General features: G+C 70.9%; 27 protein-coding genes. 11 read left to right on the forward strand and 16 right to left on the reverse strand.

Annotated elements, in window-relative coordinates; translation table 11 throughout:
- The 5 genes from BM144_RS14995 to BM144_RS15015 form a co-directional block, all read right to left on the reverse strand.
- A complete protein-coding gene (locus BM144_RS14995; RefSeq protein ID WP_092953743.1) occupies nt 1-324 on the reverse strand; it encodes a hypothetical protein in 324 nt (107 codons plus the stop codon).
- Nucleotides 325-444: 120 nt separating this feature from the next.
- On the reverse strand, nt 445-750 hold the full coding sequence (locus BM144_RS15000; protein WP_245783679.1) for a hypothetical protein: 306 nt from the start codon (nt 748-750) through the stop codon (nt 445-447).
- Nucleotides 751-917: 167 nt separating this feature from the next.
- Nucleotides 918-2408: a TAXI family TRAP transporter solute-binding subunit gene (locus BM144_RS15005; RefSeq protein WP_092953749.1), complete on the reverse strand. Its 1491-nt coding sequence runs from the start codon at nt 2406-2408 to the stop codon at nt 918-920.
- Nucleotides 2405-3454 carry a P1 family peptidase gene (locus tag BM144_RS15010; protein WP_092953752.1) on the reverse strand — a complete coding sequence of 350 codons (1050 nt, stop codon included), beginning with the start codon at nt 3452-3454 and terminating at the stop codon, nt 2405-2407. Before BM144_RS15010 ends, BM144_RS15005 begins: the two co-directional genes overlap by 4 nt.
- 96 nt (nt 3455-3550) lie before the next feature.
- Nucleotides 3551-4156, reverse strand: coding sequence for a TetR/AcrR family transcriptional regulator (locus tag BM144_RS15015; RefSeq protein WP_092953755.1), 606 nt, complete (start codon nt 4154-4156; stop codon nt 3551-3553).
- A 110-nt stretch (nt 4157-4266) separates the two neighbouring features.
- Here BM144_RS15015 and BM144_RS15020 point away from each other — a divergent pair, with 110 nt between their 5' ends.
- The 7 genes from BM144_RS15020 to BM144_RS23180 all read left to right on the forward strand — a co-directional run bounded on the left by BM144_RS15020 (nt 4267) and on the right by BM144_RS23180 (nt 11407).
- Nucleotides 4267-5472: an efflux RND transporter periplasmic adaptor subunit gene (locus BM144_RS15020; protein ID WP_434802672.1), complete on the forward strand. Its 1206-nt coding sequence runs from the start codon at nt 4267-4269 to the stop codon at nt 5470-5472.
- 28 nt (nt 5473-5500) lie between these two features.
- Nucleotides 5501-8656 (forward strand): efflux RND transporter permease subunit, encoded by a 3156-nt coding sequence (locus tag BM144_RS15025; RefSeq protein ID WP_092953761.1) that lies wholly within the window; start codon nt 5501-5503, stop codon nt 8654-8656.
- Between the two features lies 1 nt (nt 8657).
- Nucleotides 8658-10073, forward strand: coding sequence for an AdeC/AdeK/OprM family multidrug efflux complex outer membrane factor (gene adeC / locus BM144_RS15030; protein WP_139225735.1), 1416 nt, complete (start codon nt 8658-8660; stop codon nt 10071-10073).
- Between the two features lie 50 nt (nt 10074-10123).
- Entirely contained in the window at nt 10124-10288 is a 165-nt protein-coding gene (locus BM144_RS23170) for a hypothetical protein (protein WP_175526041.1), read from the forward strand.
- A gap of 33 nt (nt 10289-10321) precedes the next feature.
- Complete coding sequence (locus tag BM144_RS15035; RefSeq protein WP_092953764.1) at nt 10322-10960, forward strand: TetR family transcriptional regulator; 639 nt, start codon at nt 10322-10324, stop codon at nt 10958-10960.
- A 127-nt stretch (nt 10961-11087) separates the two neighbouring features.
- Nucleotides 11088-11258, forward strand: coding sequence for a hypothetical protein (locus tag BM144_RS23175; protein WP_175526042.1), 171 nt, complete (start codon nt 11088-11090; stop codon nt 11256-11258).
- On the forward strand, nt 11258-11407 hold the full coding sequence (locus tag BM144_RS23180; protein ID WP_175526043.1) for a hypothetical protein: 150 nt from the start codon (nt 11258-11260) through the stop codon (nt 11405-11407). The genes BM144_RS23175 and BM144_RS23180 overlap by 1 nt, the downstream gene beginning before the upstream one ends.
- Here the strand turns inward: BM144_RS23180 and BM144_RS15040 are convergent.
- The 11 genes from BM144_RS15040 to BM144_RS15090 all read right to left on the reverse strand — a co-directional run bounded on the left by BM144_RS15040 (nt 11404) and on the right by BM144_RS15090 (nt 22406).
- Nucleotides 11404-12561 (reverse strand): hypothetical protein, encoded by a 1158-nt coding sequence (locus tag BM144_RS15040; protein WP_139225736.1) that lies wholly within the window; start codon nt 12559-12561, stop codon nt 11404-11406. The genes BM144_RS23180 and BM144_RS15040 overlap by 4 nt on opposite strands.
- Nucleotides 12562-12690: 129 nt before the next feature.
- Nucleotides 12691-13113, reverse strand: coding sequence for a hypothetical protein (locus BM144_RS15045; RefSeq protein ID WP_092953770.1), 423 nt, complete (start codon nt 13111-13113; stop codon nt 12691-12693).
- Between the two features lie 199 nt (nt 13114-13312).
- Nucleotides 13313-13672: a cupin domain-containing protein gene (locus tag BM144_RS15050; RefSeq protein WP_092953773.1), complete on the reverse strand. Its 360-nt coding sequence runs from the start codon at nt 13670-13672 to the stop codon at nt 13313-13315.
- Between the two features lie 281 nt (nt 13673-13953).
- Nucleotides 13954-14391 carry a copper-binding protein gene (locus BM144_RS15055; RefSeq protein ID WP_092953776.1) on the reverse strand — a complete coding sequence of 146 codons (438 nt, stop codon included), beginning with the start codon at nt 14389-14391 and terminating at the stop codon, nt 13954-13956.
- Nucleotides 14388-14942 carry a DUF411 domain-containing protein gene (locus tag BM144_RS15060; RefSeq protein WP_434802673.1) on the reverse strand — a complete coding sequence of 185 codons (555 nt, stop codon included), beginning with the start codon at nt 14940-14942 and terminating at the stop codon, nt 14388-14390. Before BM144_RS15060 ends, BM144_RS15055 begins: the two co-directional genes overlap by 4 nt.
- 180 nt (nt 14943-15122) lie before the next feature.
- Nucleotides 15123-16529: a multicopper oxidase family protein gene (locus BM144_RS15065; protein WP_092953782.1), complete on the reverse strand. Its 1407-nt coding sequence runs from the start codon at nt 16527-16529 to the stop codon at nt 15123-15125.
- A gap of 6 nt (nt 16530-16535) precedes the next feature.
- Nucleotides 16536-18026 (reverse strand): TolC family protein, encoded by a 1491-nt coding sequence (locus BM144_RS15070; RefSeq protein WP_092953785.1) that lies wholly within the window; start codon nt 18024-18026, stop codon nt 16536-16538.
- A complete protein-coding gene (locus tag BM144_RS15075) occupies nt 18023-18475 on the reverse strand; it encodes a hypothetical protein (RefSeq protein ID WP_092953788.1) in 453 nt (150 codons plus the stop codon). The genes BM144_RS15070 and BM144_RS15075 overlap by 4 nt, the downstream gene beginning before the upstream one ends.
- A gap of 99 nt (nt 18476-18574) precedes the next feature.
- On the reverse strand, nt 18575-19024 hold the full coding sequence (locus BM144_RS15080) for a hypothetical protein (RefSeq protein WP_092953791.1): 450 nt from the start codon (nt 19022-19024) through the stop codon (nt 18575-18577).
- Between the two features lie 251 nt (nt 19025-19275).
- Nucleotides 19276-19905 carry a YitT family protein gene (locus BM144_RS15085; protein WP_092954156.1) on the reverse strand — a complete coding sequence of 210 codons (630 nt, stop codon included), beginning with the start codon at nt 19903-19905 and terminating at the stop codon, nt 19276-19278.
- A gap of 380 nt (nt 19906-20285) precedes the next feature.
- Nucleotides 20286-22406 (reverse strand): heavy metal translocating P-type ATPase, encoded by a 2121-nt coding sequence (locus BM144_RS15090; protein WP_092953794.1) that lies wholly within the window; start codon nt 22404-22406, stop codon nt 20286-20288.
- Between the two features lie 104 nt (nt 22407-22510).
- Between BM144_RS15090 and BM144_RS15095 the strand changes: the two genes are divergently transcribed.
- The 4 genes from BM144_RS15095 to BM144_RS15110 all read left to right on the forward strand — a co-directional run bounded on the left by BM144_RS15095 (nt 22511) and on the right by BM144_RS15110 (nt 25644).
- The gene (locus tag BM144_RS15095; protein ID WP_092953797.1) at nt 22511-22975 is read left to right on the forward strand and encodes a Cd(II)/Pb(II)-responsive transcriptional regulator; all 465 of its coding nucleotides are present in this window, start codon (nt 22511-22513) and stop codon (nt 22973-22975) included.
- 109 nt (nt 22976-23084) lie between these two features.
- Complete coding sequence (locus tag BM144_RS15100; RefSeq protein ID WP_092953800.1) at nt 23085-23885, forward strand: MlaE family ABC transporter permease; 801 nt, start codon at nt 23085-23087, stop codon at nt 23883-23885.
- Nucleotides 23886-23917: 32 nt separating this feature from the next.
- Nucleotides 23918-24925, forward strand: coding sequence for an MlaD family protein (locus BM144_RS15105; protein WP_092953803.1), 1008 nt, complete (start codon nt 23918-23920; stop codon nt 24923-24925).
- Nucleotides 24922-25644, forward strand: a complete 723-nt coding sequence (locus BM144_RS15110) for a hypothetical protein (protein ID WP_245783680.1) — start codon at nt 24922-24924, stop codon at nt 25642-25644. Before BM144_RS15105 ends, BM144_RS15110 begins: the two co-directional genes overlap by 4 nt.
- Nucleotides 25645-25668: the final 24 nt, after the last annotated feature.

Genomic DNA, 25668 nt, shown 5'->3' on the forward strand with positions numbered 1-25668 from the left:
TCAGCCCACCGAATTCAAGGCCAGGTGGTTGTTCAGCGTGGTTCCGCTGATGGTGTATGCCGCAGTGACTGCCAGGCCCTTCTGGTAGGTGAAGATCTGGTTGGCTTCGTTGTCGCTGCCCCAGACCACGAAGGCATACAGCGACACCATGGCACCGTTGGGCACGCCGTAGTCGCCAGGATCTGCGGTTTCGGTCTGGCCGATGGGGAACGAGCCGGTACCGTCGCGATGGATCTTGTTGCCCTTGTCGTCCCAGTAGACGAATTGCAGCTTGACCGCGAAGCCGCCTTGGTTGCGCAGCGAGAATTTTCCGATGGCTTGCATTTTTTAATCTCCAAATGGGATATTCGATCGGGCGGTGATGGATATTGAAATCCGCAGAGTGCGGGTAATCCTTGCGCCCGGGGTTTCTCGAGAAAATGGTGCCCCGTGCGGGGCCGTCCATCAACCGCCGGAGAGGCCGGTGAACCCCAGTTGGTTGTCGAGCGTCGTGCCGCTGATCGTGAAATTCGCGGTCCAGGGGTTGCCCTTGGAATAGATGAAGAATTGCTCGGCCGTATTGTCCCGCCCCCAGACGACGAAGGCGTAGACCGTCACCGGAACGCCGTCCGGCACACCGTAGTCGCCGGGGTCGGCGGTCTGCGTCTGGCCGATCGGGAAGCCGCCCGTGCCGTCCACGTGGTGCTTTTCTCCCTTGCTGTCGACATAGACGAACTGCAGTTTCACCACGAAGCCACCTTGATTGCTCAAGGAGAATTTTCCGATCTGTTGCATTTGATTCCCTCCGATTGGTGCGCCAAGATTTGCGCGACGCCGATATTCGGATTCGGGGTGGATTAATGCAACTTAATTCATCTGAAAATATGCTGAACAGGGCCGTGAAGCACGGTCCGCAGCGGCGCTGCGCACGGCAAGGCTCAGCCGACCCGGGGCCCGCCGGGCACTGCAGCGGGGGCGTCCACCGTGCTTGCTGCGGTTTGCGCCTCGAGCGTTCCACCATCCGCAGCGGGAGAGGGCGCCGCAGCCCGCAGCTTCTGCCGCACGATCTGGATGTGGTGTCGCAGGGCGTACAGCTCGTCGGCATACGACAGCGGCACGCTCACCTTTTCCACCTGCGCCTCCAGCCGATCGAGTTGCGCCTGCAGTTCGTGCGGCGGCGTGGCGCCCAACTCGCCCTCGTCCTCGATCTCGCGCAGGCGGCCATACCAGCGGAACACCCGCGAGCGCACGCGGAACTGGTAGAGCGGCGGTACGACGCGCGAGAGCGGCAGCATCGCGGCCAGCAGCACGCCGAGCACCAGCCACATGCGCTCCACGAGATTGGCGATCCAAAACGGCAGGTAGCGCTGCAGCAGCGGGGGCGAGCCGTTGATGGCGCGCTCGCCCTCGGCAGCGATCGGCAGTTCGCTGTGGCGCGTGTTCGGAAAGTCCCGCGCGCGGTTGAACCAGCCCGCCCCACCGTGCAGCGTCTGAGCGCTCTGCGCGAACAACTGCAGCAGGGCCGGGTGCGTGCCCTCGCGGGCCAGCAGCGACGTGGTGGACGCCACCAGCCGCACGTCGGCGGGCGGCACGTCGGCCGCCAGATCGGCCACGCCGCGCGGCAGCGTCACCGGTGTGAGGAACGGAAAGCGCCGGCTGTAGGCCTCGTTCTGCGGAAAGTCCATGAGCCGCACGCCCGGCGTCTGCAGCAGCATCTGCACCATCAGCGATTCGGGCGCGGACGCGAACACCAGCGCATCGAGCCGCCCCGCGAGAAAGTCCACCGTGGCCGGCGTCTGCCCGAGCTGCGTGCGCGCCAGTGAACGCGGCTCCACGTGGTTGGCCTCCAGCAGCTTGTCCATGAGGTTGGGCAGGCCGCTGCCCGGCGTGCCCACGTTCACGCGCAGGCCGCGCAGCTGCGCCAAGCTGTCCAGGTGCGTGCGGGACCCGATCCGGCCCTGGCCATCGCGTCCCTTCGGGTCTGCTGTCCGCCGCGCCGCATCGGCGCGGTAGAAGATCCACACCGGCTCCACGAACAGGCTTCCCAGCGATTCGAGTGCCTGCGCGTCTTCTTCGCGCAGCTCGCCGGTGCCGCCCTGCACGAAAGCCAGGTCCGCGCGGCCCTCGCGCAGCAGTTGCAGGTTGGCCGACGAGCCCTCGCTTTCCAGCAACTCCACCTCGATGCCCTGGGCCGCCAGCGCCGCGCGGTAGCGCTGGCCGAACTCCGCGTAGGCGCTCTGCGCCGGCCCCGTGGCCAGCGTCACGCGCCGCGGCGGATTGGGCTGCAGCCACCAGTAGGCCAGCACCACCAGGCCCACGGCCAGGAACGCGAGCGGTCCCGCCGACAACAGCAGATCGCGCAGGTTCAACAAAGCGGTGCGCACGCGCCGGGCCGCGGTGCGCGACCGCGCTGCGAGCTTGGCGTTCATGGCCGGCCCGCGCCCCAGGGCATCGTGCCGGCCAAGTCTGCCGCGCAGGGCAGGTGCAGCCCGTCGGCCGTGGTGAGCGCGCGCGCCGCGAGCACCGCGCGCAGCGTGGCCCGTGCGGTGGCTTCGGCCGCCATCGTGGCCAGCACCATCATGCCGAGCGGCTTGCCCGCGAGCCCCGTGCCCAATGCGAAAAGCGTGTCGCCATCGGAGAGCGTGTGCACCGGGTTGATGGCCCGCGCCAGCCCGTCGTGCGCGCACACCGCCAGCCGCCGCGCCTGTGCCTTGGTGATCACGGCATCGGTCGCAACCACGCCGATCGTGGTGTTCGTGCCCGCCAGCAGCGTGCTCGGTGCATCCCCTGCGAGCAGCGCGCGGCGCGTATCGCGCAGCCGCAGTCCGTCGGCCGTGCGCGCGCCTGCCACAGGGCGGCCCGTGTCCGGGTTCACCACGTCGCCCACGGCATTGCAGGCCACGAGCGCACCCACCGTCACGCCGTCCACGGTGATGGAGGCGCTGCCGATGCCGCCCTTCATCGCATGCGCCATGCCGAAGAGCTTGCCCACCGCCGCTCCGGCCCCCGCGCCAACGCAGCCTTCGGCCACCGCGGCGCGCGATGCGGCCTCGCAGGCCGCGTAGCCCGCTGCAGCATCGGGCCGGATGCGCGCATCGCCCACGTGCAGATCGAACAGCACCGCCGCCGGGACCAGCGGCACGCGCGCCACGCCCACGTCGAAGCCCACGCCGCGCTCCTCCAGCCACCGCACCGCGCCCGTCGCGGCATCGAGGCCGAACGCGCTGCCGCCGGCCAGCACCACGGCATGAATGCGGTCCACCAGGTGCGTGGGTTCCAGCAGATCGGTCTCGCGCGTGCCGGGTGCGGCGCCGCGCACGTCCACGCCGGCCACGGCCCCCTCGGGCGCGATGACGACGGTGCAGCCCGTGGGGCGCAGGGGGGAGGTGGAGTGGCCGACCTGGATGCCGGCGACGCGGGTGATCGAGCCGGGGTCGGTGGCGGCGGCAAGCGCGATGGGGGGCAGGGCAGGCATGCAGCAGTGCAGCGAAAGGCTGGGCGAACGTTCGAGGGCGCCACCTTATCGCAAGAATGGCCGCGCGCAGACTGTCCCGGCAGGGCGGGGCCTTCCCTATTGCGAGAAGGCGCGCAGGAACAGCCCCACGGCGCGTTCCGCGGTCTGCCGGATCTGGGCCTTCTTCAGGGGCGGGGCATCCTTGAGAAACCACCGGTGCTGGTACTCGGCGTTGGCCATCGAGGCGAAATACTGCGCCATCACCCATGGGTCGTCGCCCTGCAGCTGACCATGGGCGATGGCGCGCTCGAACAGCTCGGCCACCGCGACGAGGCCGCGCTTCGGCCCGGCCTCGTAGAACATCGTCCCGATGTCGGAGTTGCCCGCCTCGCCCATCACCATCCGGTGGGCCGCGATGGCTTCCGCGCTGCACAGGAACTCGAGCAGCCGGACCGAGAACGACACCAGCACCGCTTCCAGGTCCTGGCCGCTGTAGGACTGCAGTTCCGTGATGGAGGCAGCCATGTGCCGTTCGCCGGCAGCGTGCGTCACGGCCAGGAACAGCGATTCCTTGGAGGGGAAGTAGCCATAGATGGTCGATTTCGAGCCGCCGATGCGCTTCACGATCTCCGCGATGGAGGCCCGCTCGAAACCCATTTCCAGGAACACCTGGGACGCCACTTCCAGGATGGCGTCACGCCGAGCTTCCGTCCGAACCTTCATCGATATTTCCTTAAAGCGTACCGTTCGGTCTATTTTTGCTTGACACCCGCGAGCCGTCAAACCAATAATTTGAATACCGTACCGTTCGGTACATTTTCAATCCTGGTCCGATGACACCTCCATCACGCTCCAATGCAGGCAGCACCTACCCGATGCCCGCCGCTCTCGTGGCCCTCACGGCCATCGCATCTGCGCTCTTCATCACGGCCTGCGGCGAGGCGCCACGGCCGCCGGACATGGGTAACGGCGGCACGCCCAAGGTCAGCGTGGTCACGCTGCAGGAGCAGTCGCTGGCCTTGACCACCGAGCTGCCCGGCCGCGTGGCGCCTGCCCTGATCGCGGAGGTGCGCCCCCAGATCACGGGCCTGGTGCAGCAGCGGCGTTTCAAGGAGGGCAGCGACGTGAAGGCGGGCGATCTGCTCTACGTGATCGACCCGGCCACCTACAAGGCCAGCGTGGACAACGCGCTGGCGAACCTGTCGAAGGCGCAGGCGAACCTGGCCACCGCCAGGCTCAAGGCCGAGCGCTATGGCGAACTGGTGAAGATCAAGGCCGTGAGCCAGCAGGATGCCGACGACGCGCGGGCCGCATTGCTGCAGGCCGATGCCGAGGTCGAGGCCGCGCGCGCCACGGTGAACACGCAGCGCATCAACCTCGACTACACGCGCATCGCCTCGCCCATCAGCGGGCGCATCGGCCGCTCCGCCGTGACGCCGGGCGCACTGGTCACCGCCAACCAGGGCACCGCGCTCACCACCGTGCAGCAACTGGACCCGATCTATGTGGACGTCACGCAGACCAGTGCGGCGTTGCTGGCGCTCAAGCGGTCCCTCGCGGCGGGCGCGCTCAAGAGCGGTACCGCCAAGGTCCGGCTGGTGCTGGAGGACGGCAGCAGCTACGCCCATGCCGGCAAGCTGCAGTTCTCCGACGTCACGGTGGACCAGGGCACGGGGGCGGTGACGATCCGTGTCGAGTTCCCCAACCCCCAGGGCGATCTGCTGCCGGGCATGTATGCCCGCGCCGTCATCGAGGAAGGCGTGATCGACAAGGCGGTTCTGGTGCCGCAGCCCGCCGTGGGCCGCGACGGCTCGGGCAAGCCCTTCACCTTCGTGGTCAACGCGAAGAACGAGCTGGAGCAGCGCCCGATCAGCACCGACCGCGCCATCGGCAACCAGTGGGTCGTCAAGGACGGCCTGAAGGCGGGAGAACGCATCGTCGTCGAAGGCCAGCAGAAGGCCCGCGTCGGCCAGCCGGTCGAGGTGGTCACCGCCGGTGCGGCGGCGCCCGCGGCGGCACCGGCGAAGCCGCTGCTGTGAATTGAGCCCGCACGGAGAACACCACACCATGGCGCGCTTTTTCATCGACCGGCCCATCTTTGCCTGGGTGCTGGCCATCATCACGATGCTTGCCGGCGTGATGGCAGTGCTCACGCTGCCCATCGCCCAATACCCCACGATCGCCCCGCCGGCGATCGCCATCTCGGCCACCTATCCGGGGGCGTCGTCCAAGACGCTGGAGGACACGGTCACCCAGGTCATCGAGCAGAAGATGAAGGGGCTGGACCGCCTCTCCTACATCTCCTCCACCAGCGAATCCTCGGGCAGCGTCACCATCACGCTGACCTTCGAGACCGGCACCAACCCGGACACGGCCCAGGTGCAGGTGCAGAACAAGCTGTCGCTGGCCACGCCGCTGCTGCCGCAGGAAGTGCAGCAGCAGGGCATCCAGGTCACCAAGTCGGCCAACAACTTCCTCAATGTGCTGGCCTTCGTGTCGGAAGACGGCTCCATGAGCGACTCCGACCTGTCGGACTACGTGGCCGCCAACGTGCAGGACGCCATCAGCCGCGTCGAAGGCGTGGGCGACACCACGCTGTTCGGCTCCCAGTACGCGATGCGCATCTGGCTCGACCCGAGCCGGCTCAACAGCTTCAAGCTCACGCCGCTGGACGTGAAGGCAGCCGTGCAGGCGCAGAACGCGCAGGTCTCCGCGGGCCAGATCGGCGGATTGCCCGCCGCGAAGCACAACGACCTGAATGCCACCATCACCGCGCAGACGCGCCTGAAGACGGCCAGCGAGTTCGAGGACATCCTGCTGCGCACCCAGTCCGACGGATCGGCCGTGCGGTTGCGCGACGTAGCCCGCATCGAGCTGGGCAGCGAAAGCTACGCCACCGTGGCGCGCTACAACGGCAAGCCGGCCGCAGGCCTGGCCATCAAGCTGGCTTCGGGCGCGAATGCGTTGGACACCGTCCGGGGCATCGACCAGCGGCTGGACGAGCTGAGCAAGTTCTTTCCCCAGGGCATGAAGGTCGTGAAGCCCTACGACACCACGCCGTTCGTGCGCATCTCGATCAACGAAGTGGTCAAGACGCTGGTCGAAGCCGTGGTGCTGGTCTTCCTGGTGATGTACCTCTTCCTGCAGAACTTCCGTGCCACGCTGATCCCCACGATCGCCGTGCCCGTGGTGCTGCTGGGCACCTTCGGCGTGCTGGCCGCATTCGGCTATTCGCTCAACACGCTGACCATGCTCGCGATGGTGCTCGCCATCGGGCTGCTCGTGGACGACGCCATCGTGGTGGTCGAGAACGTCGAGCGCGTGATGAGCGAGGAGGGGCTCTCGCCGCTGGAGGCCACGCGCAAGTCCATGGGGCAGATCAGCGGCGCGCTGGTGGGCGTGGCGCTCGTGCTGGCCGCCGTGTTCGTGCCGATGGCCTTCTTCGGCGGATCGACCGGGGTGATCTACCGCCAGTTCACGGTGACCATCGTCTCCGCGATGACCCTGTCGGTGCTCGTGGCCATGGTCCTCACGCCGGCCCTGTGCGCCACGCTGCTCAAGCCCGTGGCCAAGGGCCATGCGTTGTCCACCCAGGGCTTTTTCGGGGCGTTCAACCGCGCGTTCGACCGCAGCAACCACGGCTACCAGGGCATCGTGCGGCACATGCTCGGGCGCGGCTGGCGCTATATGGCCGGCTACGCGGTGCTGATGGCCGCCGTCGCGTTCGTGTTCATGAAGATCCCCGCAGGATTCCTGCCCGAGGAGGACCAGGGCACGCTGTTCACCATCGTGCAGTTGCCGCCCGGCGCGACGCAGGAGCGCACGCTCGAAGTGCTCAAGCAGGTGGAGAACCACTTCCTCGTGGACCAGAAGGCCGCCGTCGATGCCGTCATGTCGGTGGCGGGTTTCAGCTTCGCGGGCAGCGGGCAGAACACCGCCTTCGCCTTCATCAAGCTCAAGCCCTGGGGCGACCGCTCCGCACCCGGGCTGAAGGCCGCCGCCGTGGCCAACCAGGCCATGGCGAGCCTTTCGCCGATCCGCAATGCCACGGTGTTCGCGTTCGCTCCCCCCGCCGTGTCCGAGCTGGGCAACGCCAGCGGCTTCGACCTGATGCTGCAGGACCGTGCCAACCTCGGCCACGACGCCCTGATGCAGGCCCGCAACCAATTGCTGGATGCGCTGCGCAAGGAGACGGGGCTGGTGGCCGTGCGGCCCAACGGCATGGAGGACGCACCGCAGCTGCGCCTGGACATCGACGAGCACAAGGTGGGCGCGCTGGGCCTGTCGATGAGCGACGTGAACCAGACGTTCTCCGCCGCCTGGGGCAGCAGCTACGTGAACGACTTCATCGACAAGGGCCGCGTGAAGAAGGTCTTCCTGCAGGCCGATTCCACCTTCCGCATGCTGCCGGGCGACATCGACCATTGGTACGTGCGCAACAGCAGCGGCGCGATGGTGCCCTTCAACGCCTTCGCCACGGCCACGTGGACGTCCGGCTCGCCGCGCCTGGAGCGCTACAACGGCGTGCCTTCCACCGAGATCCTGGGCATGGCCATGCCGGGCGCGATGTCCAGCGGCCAGGCGATGGACCTCGTCGAGCGCCACGCCGCCTCGCTGCCCGCGGGCATCGGCTTCGAGTGGACCGGCATATCCAGGCAGGAGCGCGAGGCGGGCGGGCAGGCGACGCTGCTCTACGCCGTCTCCATCCTCGTGGTGTTCCTGTGCCTTGCCGCGCTGTACGAGAGCTGGTCGGTGCCGTTCTCCGTGATCCTGGCGGTGCCGCTCGGCGTGCTGGGCACGCTGGTGGGCGCGCTGCTGACCTGGAAGATGAACGACGTCTACTTCCAGGTGGGGCTGCTCACCACCGTGGGGCTCGCCTCCAAGAACGCCATCCTGATCGTCGAGTTCGCCAAGGACCTGCACGCCCAGGGGATGGGCGCCGTGGATGCGGCCATCGCCGCGGCGCGCATGCGGCTGCGGCCCATCCTGATGACCTCCCTCGCCTTCATCCTCGGGGTGCTGCCGCTGATGCTGAGCGACGGCGCGGGTGCCGGCGCGCAGAACGCGCTGGGCACCGCCGTCGTGGGCGGCATGGTGTCCGGCACGGTGCTCGCGGTCTTCTTCGTGCCCTTGTTCTTCGTCGTCGTGCAGAAGCTGTCCGACCGCTGGCAGCAGCGCCGCCCTGCCGCTTCCTCCCACCCTGCACTGAGCGGGGAACACTGATATGCGAAACCTGTCGTCCCCCTCTCCCTTGCTCGCCGCGCTGGCCGCGGCCCTCGCACTGGCCGGCTGCGCGAATCTGGCGCCGACCTACGAGCGGCCCGCGGCACCCGTGCCGCAGCAGTACCCGTCCGGTGGCGCGCCGGAGGCACCCGGCGCCCTGTCCGCCGTGCCCTGGCAGGACTTTTTCGAGGACGCACGCCTGCGCGCCCTGGTGGAGCTGGCGCTGGCCAACAACCGCGACCTCCGCGTGGCCGTTCTCAACATCGAGAAAGCGCGCGCGCAGTACCGCATCCAGGACGCGGCGCGACTGCCGGCCGTGAACGCCACGGGCAGCGGCACGGGCGCACGGACACCCGCCAGCCTGTCGGGCACGGGCAGCGCGGTGACCAGCCACCAGTACAGCGCCGGCCTGGGCACCAGCGCCTACGAGCTGGACCTGTTCGGGCGTGTGCGCAATCTCAGCACGCAGGCCCTGGAGCAGTACCTCTCCACCGAGCAGGCCCGGCGCAGCACGCAGATCAGCCTGATCGCGGAAGTGGCGTCGGCCTATCTCACCTGGTCGGCCGATGTGGAGCGCCTCGCGCTTGCGCAGGAAACGCTGCGCACGCAGGGCGAGACCTATGCGCTCACGCAGCGCCGCTTCGAGCTGGGCAGCGCCTCGGCGCTCACGCTGCGCCAGGTGCAGACCAGCGTGGACAGCGCGCGCGTGGACGTCGCGCGTTACACCGGGCAGATCGCACAGGACCGCAACGCGCTCGCGCTGCTGCTGGGCGCGCCGGTGCCCGACGACCTGGCGCCCCGGCCGCTCGGCGAGCAGCCGGACGCGCTGCCCGCGCTCTCGGCCGGGCTGCCCTCCGAACTGCTGCTGCGGCGCCCGGACCTGCTGCAGGCCGAGCACGAGCTGAAGGCCGCCACGGCCAACATCGGCGTGGCGCGCGCGGCCTTCTACCCGCGCATCAGCCTCACGGCATCCGCGGGCAGCAGCAGCGCGGAGCTGTCGGGCCTGTTCAAGGGCGGCTCGGGCGCGTGGAGCTTCATGCCGCAGATCAGCCTGCCGATCTTCGACGCCGGCAGCAACCAGGCCGGCCTCGACAGCGCGGTGGCCTCGCGCGACATCGCGCTCGCCCAATACGACAAGGCGATCCAGACCGCTTTCAAGGAAGTGGCCGATGCGCTGGTGCTGCGCGACACCCTGGTGCAGCAGCTGGACGCGCAGAACTCGCTGGTCCAGGCGAGCGGCGATGCCCTGGCGCTGTCGGACGCGCGATTCACGCGCGGGGTGGACAGCTACCTCGACGTGCTCGACGCGCAGCGCACCTGGTACAGCGCCCGCCAGACCCTGATCTCGACGCGCCTGTCCAGCCTGAACAACGGCGTCACGCTCTACAAGGCCTTGGGCGGGGGGTGGAACCTGTGATTCCCGCGCGCCTGCCCGCCCCCTCCGAACCACACCACCGGACCACCGCCATGAAATGTCCTGCTGCCGCCCTGATCGCCGCTCTGGCGGCCACCTGGCTTCTGACGGCCTGCGTCGTGCCGCCACCGCCACCCCCGCCACCCCCATTGGTTCCGCCGCCGCCGCCGATGCTGGTCCCGCCGCCACCGGCCCTGGTCGCTCCGCCGCTGCGCTGATCCCTTCACCCCACCTTCGGAGATCGGACCGCTATGGCTCGCAAGTCAAGGCTGGAGGCGCAGGCCACCCACCGCAAGATCCTGGATGCCGCCGAACGGGTGTACCTGCAGGAGGGCGCCGGCTGCTCCGTGTCGCGCATCGCCGAAGAGGCCCGCGTGACGCGGGGCGCCATCTACTGGTACTTCAAGAACCGCGACGACCTGCTGCGCTGTGTCGCGGACCGGCTGGAAGGGGGCTGGAAGGCCGCCTACGCCTCGCGCGCGATCGACATCTATTCCAACCCCATGACGAACCTGCAGGCGATGGCCGAGCAGATGCTGGAGCGCGCGAACGAAGACCCGCAACTGCAGACGATGGTGCGCGCCTCCACCCGGCTGGTGGCCTGCAGCCCGGCCACCGTCTCCAGCTACCAGGGCTGCCTGAAACGCGAATGGACGCGCGCCGTCTCGCTGGGCATGGTGCGCGACGATCTGGACGTCGACACCGCCACCCTGGGCCTGCTCACGCTCACCGCGGGCCTGGTGAAGCACTGGGCCGATTCCGGGCAGTCCTTCGACCTGATGGAGGTGGGGCACAACGCGGTGCAGGCGTATCTGGAAGGCTGGCTGCCCGCATCGATCAACAGCCGGATCGCGTGGCGGCTGGCGCAGCAGTTCACCGGGCAGGCGTAGGGGCACTGCGGAACTCTTCAGCCCAGCCGCATGAAAGTTCAGAAAACTGGATCACCGTCCGGCGGGAATGGATCGACAGTGGCTGCGTGGCCGACGTGGCCACCTATCTTCACCGGAGGAATCCCGCATGAAACCATCGACCCGAACCCAGCCGCGCGTACCGATGACCCAGGAGGCGCTCGCGCGGATGCAGAGAGGCGCCGCCTCGGCACAAGGCGGCGGTGTCGAAAAAGGCAGCCATGTCGCCAGGCTGCAGCGGCAGCTTGCCATCGACCAGAACCGGAAAGGAGCCAGGTAATGGGCCGCAACGCTGCACAGGAACAGCATGACAACGACAACCACGCCAACCAGCTCAACCCGAACAACGACGAGTACTGGCACTCTCGCGGCGAGGACGAGCGCCCGGACGATTGGGAGGACCGCGTGAACGGCGAGGTCGACCGCTAGTCTTCAAGCCACAGGGGCCATTGGTCGCGCCCCTGTGGTGCGCCGGGTGGAGCTGGTGGCCGTTGGGAATGCCTCCATCTCCACAGCGCGTGGTAGTCCTCGCCCAGGGTGGTGAACGAGCGAAGCTTCTGGTCAGGCCCCACCACAATCATTTCCCGCTGCCAGGCGATTGCGATGCGCGCCAAGGCGAACGGTCCGGAAAGTTCCCATCCGTGGCCGAAGCAGGAACCCAGCTCATCCCACATCTTCTCGAAGTCCGGGAGGCGCAGGCGCTTGGTGCCATCGAAAAGGTTGGCGATGTCCTGCCTGTCCCAGCTACTCAGCTTCTGCGAGACCTCGGTCGCGCCCGGAGCGCGATCCGGCCATCGCTTGTATCGCACCCAGTGGTGGAGCGAAAAGGACAATACGATCAACCGGCGAACGGGCCGGATGACGCGGAGGCCGCCTGGCCACTTCGGCGCGATGAGGGCCACCAGTGAGCGTGGCGGCAAATGCGTGATGAAGCATCCGCCCCAGACGGCGTCGAACTGCGCGAATTGATCGAAGAAGGCCGCCAGCAAGAGCTTGTGCGCGGCCTGCCAGGCATCGTCCCAGGTAGATGCGTCCCGGAAAACGCTCGACTTCTCCACCTGGCATGTGGCAGCCACTTCTGCTGGCATCGCCCATTGCCCGATGAAGTCCGCGCAACGGATTGTGAATGCTGCAAGGTCGCCATTGACCAGCGCCGTTTCGGCTTCAGCAAGGAACATATCGAATCGGATCCCGGTGCGCACGCACGCATCCAGCAACGGCCGGTGCACGAAGTTTTCTGCGTACCAATATCCCGCCCAGGCCGCACCGCCAGACGCCTGGAGTTGCGCCTGCCCCGCGATCCGTTCATCGATTGCGGATTCCGGATATCCCCTGGAAACCAACTGCTTGCGCAGATAAGTGACAGCGTGCCGTTGGGCGTCAACGATCGTCCGGGGGCGGAGCGTTTGCGCAGTCGATGCCAACCGTGTTTCGGACAGGCCGGTCACCTCCGAAAGAAATCGGCGCGGCGCGATTCCCAGTTGGATGGCGTTGTAGTGGATGGGTGCTATTTGCAGGGCCCGGACCGCACGGAGCGCTTCATTTCTGGACGAATCGGCAGGCATCGGAATCCGTGGGTTCATGGGGAGAGTGGCTGAACAGGCCATGCCAACTGGAAGGGCCAGGCGGCCAGGTGCTGCAAGCTCCGCGTGGTGACAGCGGCAAAAAGCCTCCGGCGACTTCGGCAGGTCGCGGCCACCGCGCCGGCTTGCTCACCCTTCTGCGCGCGGTTGTCCGCAGACCGCGAACAATTCTCCCAAGGTCAGCCGGTCGTGCCAAAGGTCTTCGAGATCCACTCCATACAGGCGCTCGGCCTGGGTGGCGAGCGTTTCCAGTTCCAGCGCATCCGGGACTTGCGTGGATGGGTAGCGCGCCCTGTACACGGCCAGGATGCGGTCGTCCGGCGCGAACTGCAGCCGCTGATCGGGGCGCAGCCCGAAGCTCTCCGTGAACATGGCGAGGAAACGGCGGATCTGCGCTTTCCCGGCATGGGGGAAGGCCCGCTTCCACGCGCGGCCCTGGCAGGCGCGGCTGCGGAAGGGCCCGGGCGCGCGGCCTCCGAAATAACGGCCCCAGCAGGCGCTGAGGCCCAGGAAGGCGGCCAACGCGAGCAGGAAAACGAGGGTGGAAGGCATGCGGGAAGGAGAAGGGGGCGTAGGGCGGAAGGCCCATCGGCCTTGAGGCAGAGGCCGTGCGACGCGAGACCTCCGCAGCGATTGTGCCCTCCCGGCCCCTTCGGCAAGTCCTCTGCGCAAACGCAGCGGTGGCGTGGCGGGCCGCTCGCAGCCTACCGATGCCGGCCTGCCTGCGCCGGAGCGGGACCGGGCAGGACCCTCAGGCCATCACCCACACCTTGCGCACCGTCTCGATGGTGCGCCACGTTCCCACATAGCCGGGCTTCATCACGAAGCAATCGCCTGCCTTGAAGATCCTGGGTTCCTGGCCGCGCTCGGTGATCTCCACCACGCCCGAGAGGATCAGGCAGAACTCCCAGGTCTCGCCCTTGATGGAGTGGTTCACGCCCGGCGTGGCTTCCCACACGCCGGCGCGCACGGCGCCGTCCTTGGAGCTGTCGATGTCCCAGTTGCGGCAGACGATGTCGCCTTCGATCACGCGGTCGGCCGGCGGGCGGTATTCGCGCGCTTCGCCCAGTTGGTCGAAGGGGAAGGTGACGAGCAGGTTCTGTGAGGACATGGCAGCGGCTCCGCGAGGAATAGAGGAAAAAAGGGAGGGGAGAAGACCGAGGCGCCCGAGCGGAATGGAGGGGCCCGGGAACGCATCGATGCTAGGTGCGCGGGCCGCGCGCCGGGTGTCGAAACGGGCGGCGCGAACGGGCGGATGTGCGCTATTGCGCGGGCGCCGTGGCGCAATCTGCTGCCGCGGGTGCGCTCGCCTGGGGACGATCCGGCGTGCATGCGGGCCGCCCGACCGCCCGACCGCCCGACCGCCTGCTCAAGTCGCCTGCGCTGCCTCCCTCAGCGTCCCACGGGTTCGATGCGGCTCGCGGTGAAGAATCCGCCCGGGTCGCGTTCGGCCAGGAAGCGCACGCGCATGCCCGGCGCAAGGTCCGCGGCGGAGGCCGGCCCGTCCTGCACGCGGAACATCATGGTCATGGGCGGCATGTCGAGGTTCTTCAGTTCGCCGTGCCGCAGCGTAATGCGCCGCGTGGCGGCGTCCCAGCGCACGACCTCGCCCTCGCTCATCGGGCGGTCCGCGGCTTCCGGTGCGGGCGCAGGGGGCGCGGCGTGCGCCGCATGGCTCGCATGGGCCGCGGGGTCGGGGGACACCGATGCGGAAGCCGCCGCTGCACCCGCGGCAGGCATTGCCTGTGCCAGGCCGGTGGCCAGCAGCGCGGCGGCCGCCAGCGCGTGGAGTGCCTGGCGAAGAGCCTTCGGAGATCGCGCCGTGCTCATGCGGCCCCCTTCCCGGCCTGCGCCGCGTAGTGCGTGAACACACGGGTGTTGCCGTCGCGCGCGACCAGCAGCACGTCGTAGGCGTCGCGGCGGCCACGGTAGATCGCGCCGTCCATGCCGGGCGAGCCGATGGGCATGCCGGGCACGGCCAGGCCCAGGGCCTGCGGCTTCTCCCGCAGCAGGCGCTGTACGTCGGCGGCCGGCACGTGGCCTTCGAGCAGGTAGCCGCCCACGAGCGCCGTGTGGCACGAGCCCAGCCGGTCGGGCAGGCCCAGGCGCTTGCGCACGGCGGTGTTGCCGGTCTCGTGCACGGTGGGCACGAAACCGTGGGCACGCAGGTGGTCGACCCAGTCCTGGCAGCAGCCGCAGCTCGGGTCCTTCCAGATTTCGACCGGGGTGCCGGCGGCCGCCGGGGCGGCCTGGGCCGAGGCGCGGCGGGGCAGGGTGGCGAGTGCGCCGGCCGCGGTGGCGGCGAGGGCCGCGGCCAGCAAGGCGCGGCGCGGCAGGGCGCGGGCAAGAAGAACAGGGTGGGTGGGGTGCGTCATGTGCATGCTCCGTGGGAAAGGCGCGGGTTGGGACAGGGGCGGCTGGGCGCGATAGCCATGGGATGAATATGCTCCATGCCGCCGGATTCATTGAAAAGTTTGCTATTGATTTGGTAGCGAATCGGTCTGGCGTGCCTGGCAAGCCGGTGTGGGGGACGAGGGCCCCATCGGCTGCGCGCTCCCGCATCAGTGGTGCGCGCCGTGCGGCTTGCGCACGGTGGCTCGCGCCGCGCCGGCGGGAGCGGATGCGGGGCTGGCAGGGGCCGCCGCAGGGGGCAGGCCTTCCGCCGGCCCCTGCCATTCGCGCGCCACGGTGCCTGGCGGGTGGGCGTAGTCGCCGGGGTCGCGCCAGTCGCCGCGCGCCAGGCCCTCGCGCACCTTGAGCACGCTGAACATGCCGCCCATCTCCAGCGCGCCGAACGGGCCGGTGCCGGTCATCATGGGGTGGGTGTTCTCGGGCAGCGGCATTTCCATGGCGCCCATGTCGGCCATGCCGCGCTCGCCCATCGCCATGTAGTCGGGCACGATCTTCTGGATGCGGCCCACGAGGCCGCGGTGGTCCGTGCCGATCATGGTGGGCACGTCGTGGCCCATGGCACCCATGGTGTGGTGGCTCTTGTGGCAGTGCACGGCCCAGTCGCCGGGCTCGTCGGCGATGAATTCGATCTGCCGCATCTGGCCCACGGCGATGTCGGTGGTCACCTCGGGCCAGCGCGCCGATGGCGGCACGGCGCCGCCGTCGGTGCCCGTCACCTCGAACTCGTGGCCGTGCACGTGGATGGGGTGGTTGGTCATGGTGAGGTTGCCGATGCGCAGGCGCACGCGGTCGCCGCGCCGCGCGACGAGGGGGTCGATGCCGGGGAAGACGCGGCTGTTCCACGACCAGATGTTGAAGTCGGTCATCTCGTTCACGCGCGGCGTGCGGCTGCCGGGCTCCACCGCGAAGGCGCCCAGCAGGAAGGCGATGTCGCGGTCGGCCGTGGCGATCCGCGGATGCCGGCCGCTCGCGTCCAGGCGCGGGTGGGTGATCCACAGGCCCATGAGGCCCATGGCCATCTGCACCATCTCGTCGGCGTGCGGGTGGTACATGAAGGTGCCGGGCCGCCGCGCGGTGAACTCGTACACGAACGTCTTGCCTGCGGGAATGGCCGGCTGCGTGAGGCCGGATACGCCGTCCATGCCGTTGGGCAGGCGCTGGCCGTGCCAGTGCACGCTGGTGTGCTCGGGCAGCCGGTTGGTGACGAAGATGCGCACGCGGTCCCCCTCGACCACCTCGATGGTGGGACCGGGGCTCTGCCCGTTGTAGCCCCAGAGGTTGGCGCTGAATCCCGGCGCGAATTCACGCACCACGGGCTCGGCGACGAGGTGGAATTCCTTCACGCCGCCGTTCATGCGCCAGGGCAGGCTCCAGCCGTTCAGGGTGACCACGGGGTGGAAGGGCCGGCCCGTGGGTGGGGGCGGCGGCACCTGCGTGGCGGTGCCCGCGGGGGCCGCGGCCTCGGGCAGGCCGGCCAGGGCCGCGCGGCCCACGGAGGCGGTGGAGAGCGCGGCCACGGCCGTGGCCGCTCCGCTGAAGAAGTGTCTGCGTTGCATGGTGGTTCAATGCCCCGCGCCGGCCGTCGCCGCGCTGGAGGAGGAAGTGGGGGATGGGGAAGAAGAAGGCGCCGCGGCCACGGTGGCCCCGCTGCCGGGCGAGCCCACGGCCAGGGCGAACTGCAGGTCGGCGTCCGCGAGCCAGAAGTCGCGGCGCGCCTCGATGGCCTCCGCGACGGCCTGGGTGCTCTGCCGGGCCTCGGCCAGCAGATCCCACACGCTGGCGAGCATGCCGTTGTAGCGCAGCAGGGTTTCGTCCTGGATCAGGCGGCGCAGCGGCACCACCTGTTGCTCCTGCGCCTGCGCGAGTTCCCACGCGGTGCGGTAGCCGCGCCAGCGCATGCGCACCTCGGCGCGCGCCTGCAGGGCGGTCTGCTGCAGCAGGGCGGCGTTCTCGCGCACCAGGGCACTGGCGCGCGCGCTGGAGGCGCCGCCGGCGTCCCAGAGCGGCAGCGGCAGCTCCAGCTCCCAGCCGCGCTGCACCTCGGCATGGCCCGCCGAGGCGCCGGCGCGCCCGGTGGTGGTGTTGCGCTGGTAGCCGATGCCGATCTCGCCGAAGAGCGAGCCCACGCGCGCGAAGCCCTGCTGGTCGGCCACGCGGTCGAGGCCGAGCCGCGCCGCGCGCACGTCGAGCCGCTCGCGCAGCGCGCGCTGCTCCAGGCCCTCGGCCGGCAGCGGCGCGCCGGGCAGATCCGCCAGCCGCCCGGGCAGCGCGATCGCCTCGGCCCCCGCGCCCCAGAGGCCGAGCGTGAGCGCGAGCGCTTCGCGCGCGTTGGCGGCCGCCAGGCGCGCCTGCGCGAGCCGTGTGCGCGCATCGGCCAGCACCGCCTGCTCCCGCGCCTGCTGCAGCCGGCTCCAGTTGCCCACGCGGGCCATGCGCCGCGCCAGTTCGGCGCCCACCTCGGCGGCGTCGTGCATGCGCTCCTGGGTGGCCAGCAGTTCCTGCGCGGCCACCGCGCGCAGCCAGGCGCGCCGTGCGTCGCTGGCCAGGCGCGCGGCATCGGTGGCGGCGGCCAGCGTGTCCTGCTCGCGCAGGCTGCCCTGCCAGCGGCTGCGCCAGGGCAGGGTGACGAGTTCGATCAGGCCGAAGGTGATCGACCGCTCGATCTCCCGCTCGTGCGGGTTCGTGAGCCGGCCGAGCGCCAGCACCGGATTGGGCAGCGTGAGCGCCTGCACGCGCTCGGCATCCTGCACGCCGAGCCGCGCCAGCCGCGCCTGCAGGCCGGGGTTGCGCAGCAGCGCGATGCGCACCGCGGCCTCTTCGGTGAGCGGCTGCGCCAGCCAGCCGCCGATGGCGGCCTCGGCGGCCCGCTCTGCGGCCGGGTCGGGCGAGGGCAGCTGCGCGCCGTCGGCCCCCGCGGTGCGGCCCTGCAGCGTGGCCTGCACGTCGCCGCGCAGGCCATCGGGCGACACGCTGGCGCAGCCCGCGAGCAGCAGGGCCGCGGCCAGGGTGCTCCAGCGCAGCGCGCGGCTTCGGGTATCGCTCGCTGCACTCATGGCCGGTGCTCCCCGGGATGGTGGTGTCCGGCGGGATGGGCCGTGTTCCCGGGCGCCGCCGGATCGCCCACGGCCGCCGGGGGGCGGGCAGGGCTGCGGGCGCCCTGGCGCGCTTCCCAGGCCACGATGTCGGCATGCCCGCGCGGGAACTCGGCCACGGCCGCATGGGCGTCGCGCCAGCCGATGGGTGCGCCTTCGCCGGGCCAGGGCGGCAGCGCCGCGTGGCGCGGTGGGGCGGTGGCGGCATCCGCGCGGGCGGCATCGGCCGGCGCGGAGGGTGCCGTGGACGGTCCGGGTGCCGGCTGCGCCAGCGCGGCGGTCGGCACGGCGGCGACAAGGGCCAGCGCGGCGGGCAGGGCCGCGCGGGACAGCGAAAAGCAGTGGAAACGGAGGAAACGAAGGGAACGGAAGGAACGTGGAAGCGGGGCACGGGGCCACGGGGCGTGCATGGGGCATCTCCTGGACTCGGGGGCAGGGAACGCGGCCGCGGGCGCGCGCTGCCCGGGCGGGCGACGCGGCCATCGCGGACGCACTTCGGGCGTCGAGACTCAGGCGATGGGTGGCTTGGTGGCCTGCGCGGGCAGGGCGCTCGCGAAGCGGATGGCCGACTGCGGCTTCAGCGCGCCGCGGTGGGGGCCCGCGGCCAGGCGGGCCGCGGGGGGCGCCATCACCGCGGTGTGGCAGACCTCACAGTCGGCGCAGGCCGTGTGCGAGGCGTGGGGGGACTGGGGATCGCAGCCGTGGCCGCCGGTGTGGTCTTCGGCCTCCGCGTGGCAGGCGGGCAGCGCGGCCGGCACGGCCTGGGTGTCTACGCCATGCGCGCCATGCGCACCTTCAGGGGCGTGGCCGGCATGCGCCGCCGCTGCCGCCTGCGCGGAAGGCTGCGCAGGCGCCGTGCCATGCAGCCCCCCGGCCGCCATCTGCGCCGCCATGGCCGGTGCCGTCAGGCCGCGCAGGGCCAGCAGCACGATCAGGGCGAGGAAGACGATGCGGCGCATGGGCGGCAATGATACGGGCGCAGGGCTGGCCCGTGGGCAGAGAGCCTGCTGCGGCAGGAGGGTGAACGTGCCGGCAGGGCGGCGGTGCGGGCCCGATCCACCTTTCAACACCGGCGGGTACGGTGCAGGATCCTGCCTCGCATCATTTACGTGCGGTGGACCACCGTCTCTCTCATCACGTACCTGATCCACCAGACCTTTTCAACAAGGGCGACGGCGGATCCTCGCGATAGGCTTGGCGAGCCCCCGCATCACACGGCCATGTACCGCCCCGGCCGGTGGTTCATCGCCAGCACGAGGTTGAGCGCCACCGCGCCCACGATGGACCAGAGCACGCGGCCGGGCTCCACGGTGAAGAGGGCCAGCAGCACGATGGCGCAGTCCACACCCATCTGCACCTTGCCGGCGCGCCAGCCGTGGCGGTCCTGCAGGTAGAGCGCGAGGATGCCCACGCCGCCCAGGCTGCAGCGGTGGCGGAACAGCACGAGAAAGCCCGTGCCGACGATGAGCCCGCCGGCCACGGCCGCATAGAGCGGCTGCAGCGCCGAGAGCTGCAGGAAGCGCGACTGCGCCTCGGTCATGACCGACAGCAGCAGCACGGCCGCGAAGGTCTTGACCGTGAAGGCGCGCCCCATCTTGCGCCAGGCCAGCCAGTAGAACGGCAGGTTGAGCAGGAAGAACCATTTGCCGAACCCCAGGCCCGTCGCGTAGTGCAGCAGGAAGGCGATGCCCGCCGTGCCGCCCGTGAGCAGGCCTGCGCTGGTGAAGAAGGCCACGCCGACCGAGATCAGCAGCACGCCCGTGAACAGGGCCAGGGTGTCTTCGGTGGTGGTGTGCGGGACCATGGGCGGGGCGGGCGGGGGGATGAGGGTCTGGCTCATGGCGGGGTGGTCAGGCAGGACGGAGAGGAGGCGTGAGGCCGCGGGAACGGGGCGGGCACCGCGGCCCGCGCGGTGGGCCGGTGCGGTGCGATCCACCGGTGCCGGCCGGCCGCGCCGCGCCGGCATGGGGCCCGCAATTGCAGCATGCCGCGCGGGCCGGTGGATTGCGGTGCATCAAGGGGCGCCAGCCGGCTGGGCAGAGTTTGCTCTGTTTTTGATAGCAAACTATTCAATGGATACGGCGGCATGGGTGCGATTCTAGGGTAAACCCTGGTGGTGCCGGTTCGGATCACCGGGTTTCCGGGATGCGGCACGGCGCGGGCGTGGAGCCTGCAGCAAGAACCGCGCCACCGCTCGGCGGCCCGCCTGCCCTCCGCCTGTCAGCGCGCAGCCCCGCCCGCTCCGCGCAGCATGCGCAGCCCGTTCGCCACCACCAGCAGGCTCGCGCCCATGTCGGCGAAGACGGCCATCCACATGGTCGCCTGGCCGGTGAGGGCCAGCCCGAAGAAGACGGCCTTGATGCCCAGCGCCAGGGCGATGTTCTGCCACAGCACGGCATGCGTGCGGCGCGAGAGGCGCACCGTCTCGGCCACGCGGCGCAGGTCGTCGTTCATGATGACCACGTCGGCCGTCTCCATCGCCACGTCGGTGCCGGCCGCGCCCATCGCGAAGCCGATGTCGGCGCGGGCGAGCGCGGGCGCGTCGTTGATGCCGTCGCCGGCCATGGCGGTCATGCCGTGCTTGCGCTGCAGCGCGGCGATGGCCGAGAGCTTCTGCTCGGGCAGCAGGCCGGCCTGCACCTCGGCGATGCCGGCCTCGCGCGCGGCGGCCTGCGCGGCGGCGGCATGGTCGCCCGTGAGCATGACGGGCACGATGCCCAGTGCGCGCAGGTCGGCCACCGCTTCTGCGGCCTGGGGGCGCAGCGTGTCGGCCACGGCGAATAGCGCGTGCACGCCCTCGGCGCTGCCCAGCAGCGTCACGCTGCGGCCTTCGGACTCGTGGGCGGCGGCCGCGGCCTCGACCGCATCGGTCCAGAGGCCGCGCTCCTGCGCGAGGCGCCGGTTGCCGAGGAACCAGGTCGTGCCGTTCACGCGCCCTTCGACGCCGCGGCCGGGCAGGGCGGTGAAGTCCTGCACGGCGGGCAGGTCGGCCGGCGCACCGCCCAGGCCGGCCGCGATGGCCTTGGAGACCGGGTGGTCCGAGCGGCCCGCGAGGGCCGCCGCCACGTCGGGCGCACCGTCGCCGCCGAAGCGGTCGCGTCCCACCAGCACCGGCCGGCCGGCCGTGACCGTGCCGGTCTTGTCGAAGGCCACGGCGCGCACGCCGCGCGCCAGCTCCAGCCAGTTCCCGCCCTTGATGAGGATGCCGCGCCGCGCGCCGGCCGCCAGGCCGCTCACCACCGTCACCGGGGTGGCGATCACCAGCGCGCAGGGGCAGGCGATCACCAGCAGCACGAGCGCGCGGTACACCGCGTCGAGCCACGCCCAGCCCAGCAGCAGCGGGGCGCCGACGGCCACCGCGGCCGCCATCACGAAGACGGCGGGCGTGTAGATGGCGGCGAAGCGGTCCACGAAGCGCTGCATGGGCGCGCGCGCGCCCTGGGCTTCCTCCACGGCGCGGATGATGCGGTCGAGCGTGGTGTGGCCGGCCGCGGCGGTCACCTTGAACTGCAGCTCGGCCTGCGCATTGAGCGTGCCGGCGAAGAGGCTGTCGCCCGGGGCCTTGTCCACCGCGAGGCTCTCGCCCGTCACGCTCGATTCGTCCACCGCGCCGCGGCCTTCCTGCACCACGCCGTCCAGCGGCACGCGCGCGCCGGGGCGCAGGCGCAGCACGGCGCCCACGGGCACCTCGGCCGCCGGCACGGTGCGCCAGCGGCCGTCCTCGCCGAGCAGTTCGGCCTGGTCGGGGCTGAGGGCGAGCAGCGCGCCGATGGCATCGCGCGCGCGGCCCACGGCGCGGTCCTCGATACGCTCGGCCAGCGCGTAGAGCGCCATCACCATCGCGGCCTCGGGCCACTGGCCGATCACGAAGGCGCCGGTGACGGCCACCGCCATGAGGGCGCTGATGCCCAACTGGCCCCGCGCCAGCGAGCGCAGGCCGCTGCGGTACACGCCCAGCCCCGCCAGCAGGATGGCCACCGCCGCGAGCGCCATGCCGGCCACCTCCCACGGCAGCGTGCCGGGCGAGAGCAGGTGCAGCAGTTCCGCGCCCAGCGCGGCCACCAGCGCCGCGCCGAGCCGGCCCCAGCCGGGCAGCACGCCGTGGTCGTGGTCATGGCCGTGGCCGTCGGCAGCGCCGGCCGGGGACCCGGCGCCGTGGCCATGTTCGTGATCGTGGCCGTGGCCCTCCCCGGCGCCATGCGCGTGGGCCGCGGCCCTCGTTGCCGGCGGCGGAGCGGGCGGTTCGCAGCCGCCGCTGCCGCAGCCGCACGCGAGGTCGATGCGCGGCGCGCTCCCCGGCGTCGGCGCGGGGTCGGGGCGGGGCGAAACGGTGGGTGCCATGGTGTTTTTTCCTTTGAATGGGCGCGAAAGGGCGATTTCCGACAAGGGCCCGCAACGGGACCGTGCCATCATTGAAAACCTTCAAGCCGCTTCAAGGTCAAGCCGTGTCCGCCCCAAGCCCCTACCACCGTATCGGCGATGCCGCCCGCCTGTCGGGCGTGCCGGCCGCCAACATCCGCTACTACGAGAAGGAGGGGCTGCTGCCCGCCCAGGCCCGCGCCGACAATCGTTACCGCCTCTACAGCGACGACGAGATCCACCGCCTGCGCTTCATCCGCCTGTGCCGCGCGATGGACATGTCGCTCGAGGAGGTGCGCACGCTGCTCGCGCTGGGCCGCGGCCCGGGCTCGGCCGCCGACCATGCCGCCTGCGCCACGGTGGACGAGCACTTGCTGCACGTACGCACCCGCCTGCAGGAACTGCAGGCCCTGGAGGCGCAACTGCTGTCGCTGCGCGGGCGCTGCGACGGCGCCGACGGCAGCCCCTGCCGCGTGATCGACGCCCTGCACGCGCGCGCCGACGCCCAGCCCCTGCCGTCGCCCGAGCCGCTCGCGCGCCGGCATGTGTGACCCGCGCGGAATCGAGGTGCTATTTGTTTGATAGCAAAGTATTGAATGGAATCGGCGGCATGAGGCACTTTTCATGCTTGGGCGCGCACGGGTGCGTGGGGCCGGGCGCATGACGGCGCGCACCGACGGCCTGCCCGCGCTGCCGGACCGGCTCTGGCGCGCCGCGCGCGGCTGGGCGCTGGCGTGGTGGCGCATCGTGCACCTGGGGGCCGTGGTGGCGGTGCTGATGCTGTCGCCGTCGAGCTACGGCCGCGCCACGCGGGCACGCCTGGCGCGCCACATGTACCTGGACACGGCGCCCATCCTGCTGGGCTTCACGGCGCTGGCCGCGCTGCTCTGCCTGGTGATCACGCGCATCGTGGTGGTCACGGCGCTGAGCTACGGCCTCTCGCGCTATGCGCTGGAGATGGTGGTGCGGGTGCTGGTGCTCGAACTCATCCCGCTCACGGCGGCGCTCTTCGTGGCGCTGCGCACCACCATTCCGGGCGGCACGCAGCTCGCGCTGCTGCGGCTGTCGGGGCACTGGGAGGCGCTGCGCGCGCGCGGCGCCGACCCGGTGCGCGTGGAACTGCTGCCGCGCGTGGTGGCGGGCATCTATGCCTGCATCACGCTCGCCGCGCTCTCCTGCGTGGTGGCGCTCGTCATGGCCTACCTGGGCGTCTACGGCGCCAACACGGCGGGGCTGCCGGCCTACACGCGCATGTTCGGGCAGGTGTTCACGCCGCCCGTCACGCTGGTGTTCGCTCTCAAGACGCTGCTCTTCAGCCTGGCCGTGGCGCTCATCCCCATGGCCGCGGGCCTGCATGCCACGGGCGACCCGCGCGCCCGCTCCGAGCTGGGCGGCTTCGCGCGCATGTTCGCCGTGCTGCTGCTGATCGAGGTCGCCTCGCTGATGGGCAACTACTACTGACCGCCCCGGAAGAATTCCTATCGGACCGCCCCATGAACGATTCCCGCCCCGTACCTCCCGCGCCGCCGCCCGCGGCCGATCCCGCCGATGCGCTGCTGCGCCCCGTGTCGCACCTGGAGCGCAAGGCCGCCGCGCTGCTGCTCTTCACGCTCGCGCTCATCGTCGGCTCGGGCCTGTACCTGCTCTATGCGCGCGGCGTGTTCGAGCCCACGCAGCAGCTCGTGCTCACGGCCGACGATTCCGAGGGCGTGGTCGCGGGCATGGACGTGACCTTCTCGGGCTTCCCGATCGGCCGCGTGCGCCGCACCGAACTCTCGGAGGACGGCAACGTGCGCATCCTGGTCGACGTGCCGCGCAAGGACGCGCACTGGCTGCGCGAGTCGAGCGTGTTCACCCTGGTGCGCGGCATCGTGGGCGGCACCACCATCAAGGCCTACAGCGGCATCCTGACCGACCCGCCGCTGCCGGACGGCGCCGTGCGCCCGGTGCTGCGCGGCGACGCCACGGCCGAGATCCCGCAGCTCATGTCGGCCGCGCGCGAGCTGCTGTCCAACCTGCAGGCCATGACCGCGCAGGACGCTGCCCTGGGCGGCACGCTCGCCAACGTGCGCACGCTCACCGAGCGGCTCAACGCGCCCGGCGGTGCGCTCGGTGTGCTCATGGGCAGCGACGCGGAAGCGAAGAAGATCGCCACCACGCTGGACCGCACCAACCAACTGCTCGCGCGCATCGACGGCATGGCCGCCAAGGCCGACCGGCAGGTGTTCGGCGCGGCCGGGGAGGCCGGCCTGGTGGCCGATGTGCGCAGCACCGCGGTCCAGCTGAACGGCCTGCTGGCCGACACGCGCCAGAGCCTTGCCAAGGTGGACGCCGTGCTGGCCGAGGCCCAGGCCATCGGTGCCAATGCGCGCGAGGCCACCACCGACCTGGGCGCGCTGCGCGCCGATGTGGAGAGCAACCTGCGCAAGGTCGAGGGCCTGGTCAACGAGATCCAGCGCAAATGGCCCTTTGCGCGAGACACGGAGATCAAGCTGCCATGACCACGACGCCCTTCGATGCCCTGGCTTTTCGACGCCTATCCGGCGGCCGCCGCGGCCGCCATCGCCGCGCTCTGGCCGCCGCGGCGCTGTGCGCGGCCATCGGTGCGCTGGCGGGCGGCTGCGCGCAGCGCCCGGCCGTGCCCGAATGGCAGATGAATGCCCACGGCGCGGCCGACAAGGCCACCGAGGCCTACCTCTCGGGCGCCGACCGCGTGGCCGCGCAGGAATGGCGGCGCGCGCGCTCGGAAGTGGCGCGCACCGCGCGGCCCGATTGGCTCGCGCGCGTGGTGCTGCTGGAGTGCGCCGCGCGCGTTGCCAGCCTCGCCCCGGCCGGTTGCGCCGATTTCGAGCCGCTGCGTGCCGATGCCGCGCCCGCCGAACGCGCCTATGCCGACTACCTGGCCGGCCGGGTCGATCCGGCCGCCGCCGCGCTGCTGCCGCCGGCCCAGCAATCCGTGCAGGCTGGGGGCGCTTCGGCGCTGCCGGCGGTGGCCGATCCGCTGGCGCGGCTGGTGGCTGCGGGCGTGCTGATGGTGCAGGGCAGGGCGACGCCGGAGGCCGCGCGCCTGGCCATCGACGCCGCCTCCGCGCAGGGCTGGCGGCGGCCGCTCATGGCCTGGCTGTCATGGGCGGCGGAACGTGCCGCCGAACGCGGCGACGCCGCCGAGGCCGAAGGCCTGCGGCGGCGTCTGGAAGTGCTGGAGCGCAGCGGCGGCTGAACAGTGCCTGTCGCGGCGCAGCGG

The organism is Paracidovorax konjaci, assembly GCF_900112675.1.
GTDB classification, from domain to species: domain Bacteria; phylum Pseudomonadota; class Gammaproteobacteria; order Burkholderiales; family Burkholderiaceae_C; genus Paracidovorax; species Paracidovorax konjaci.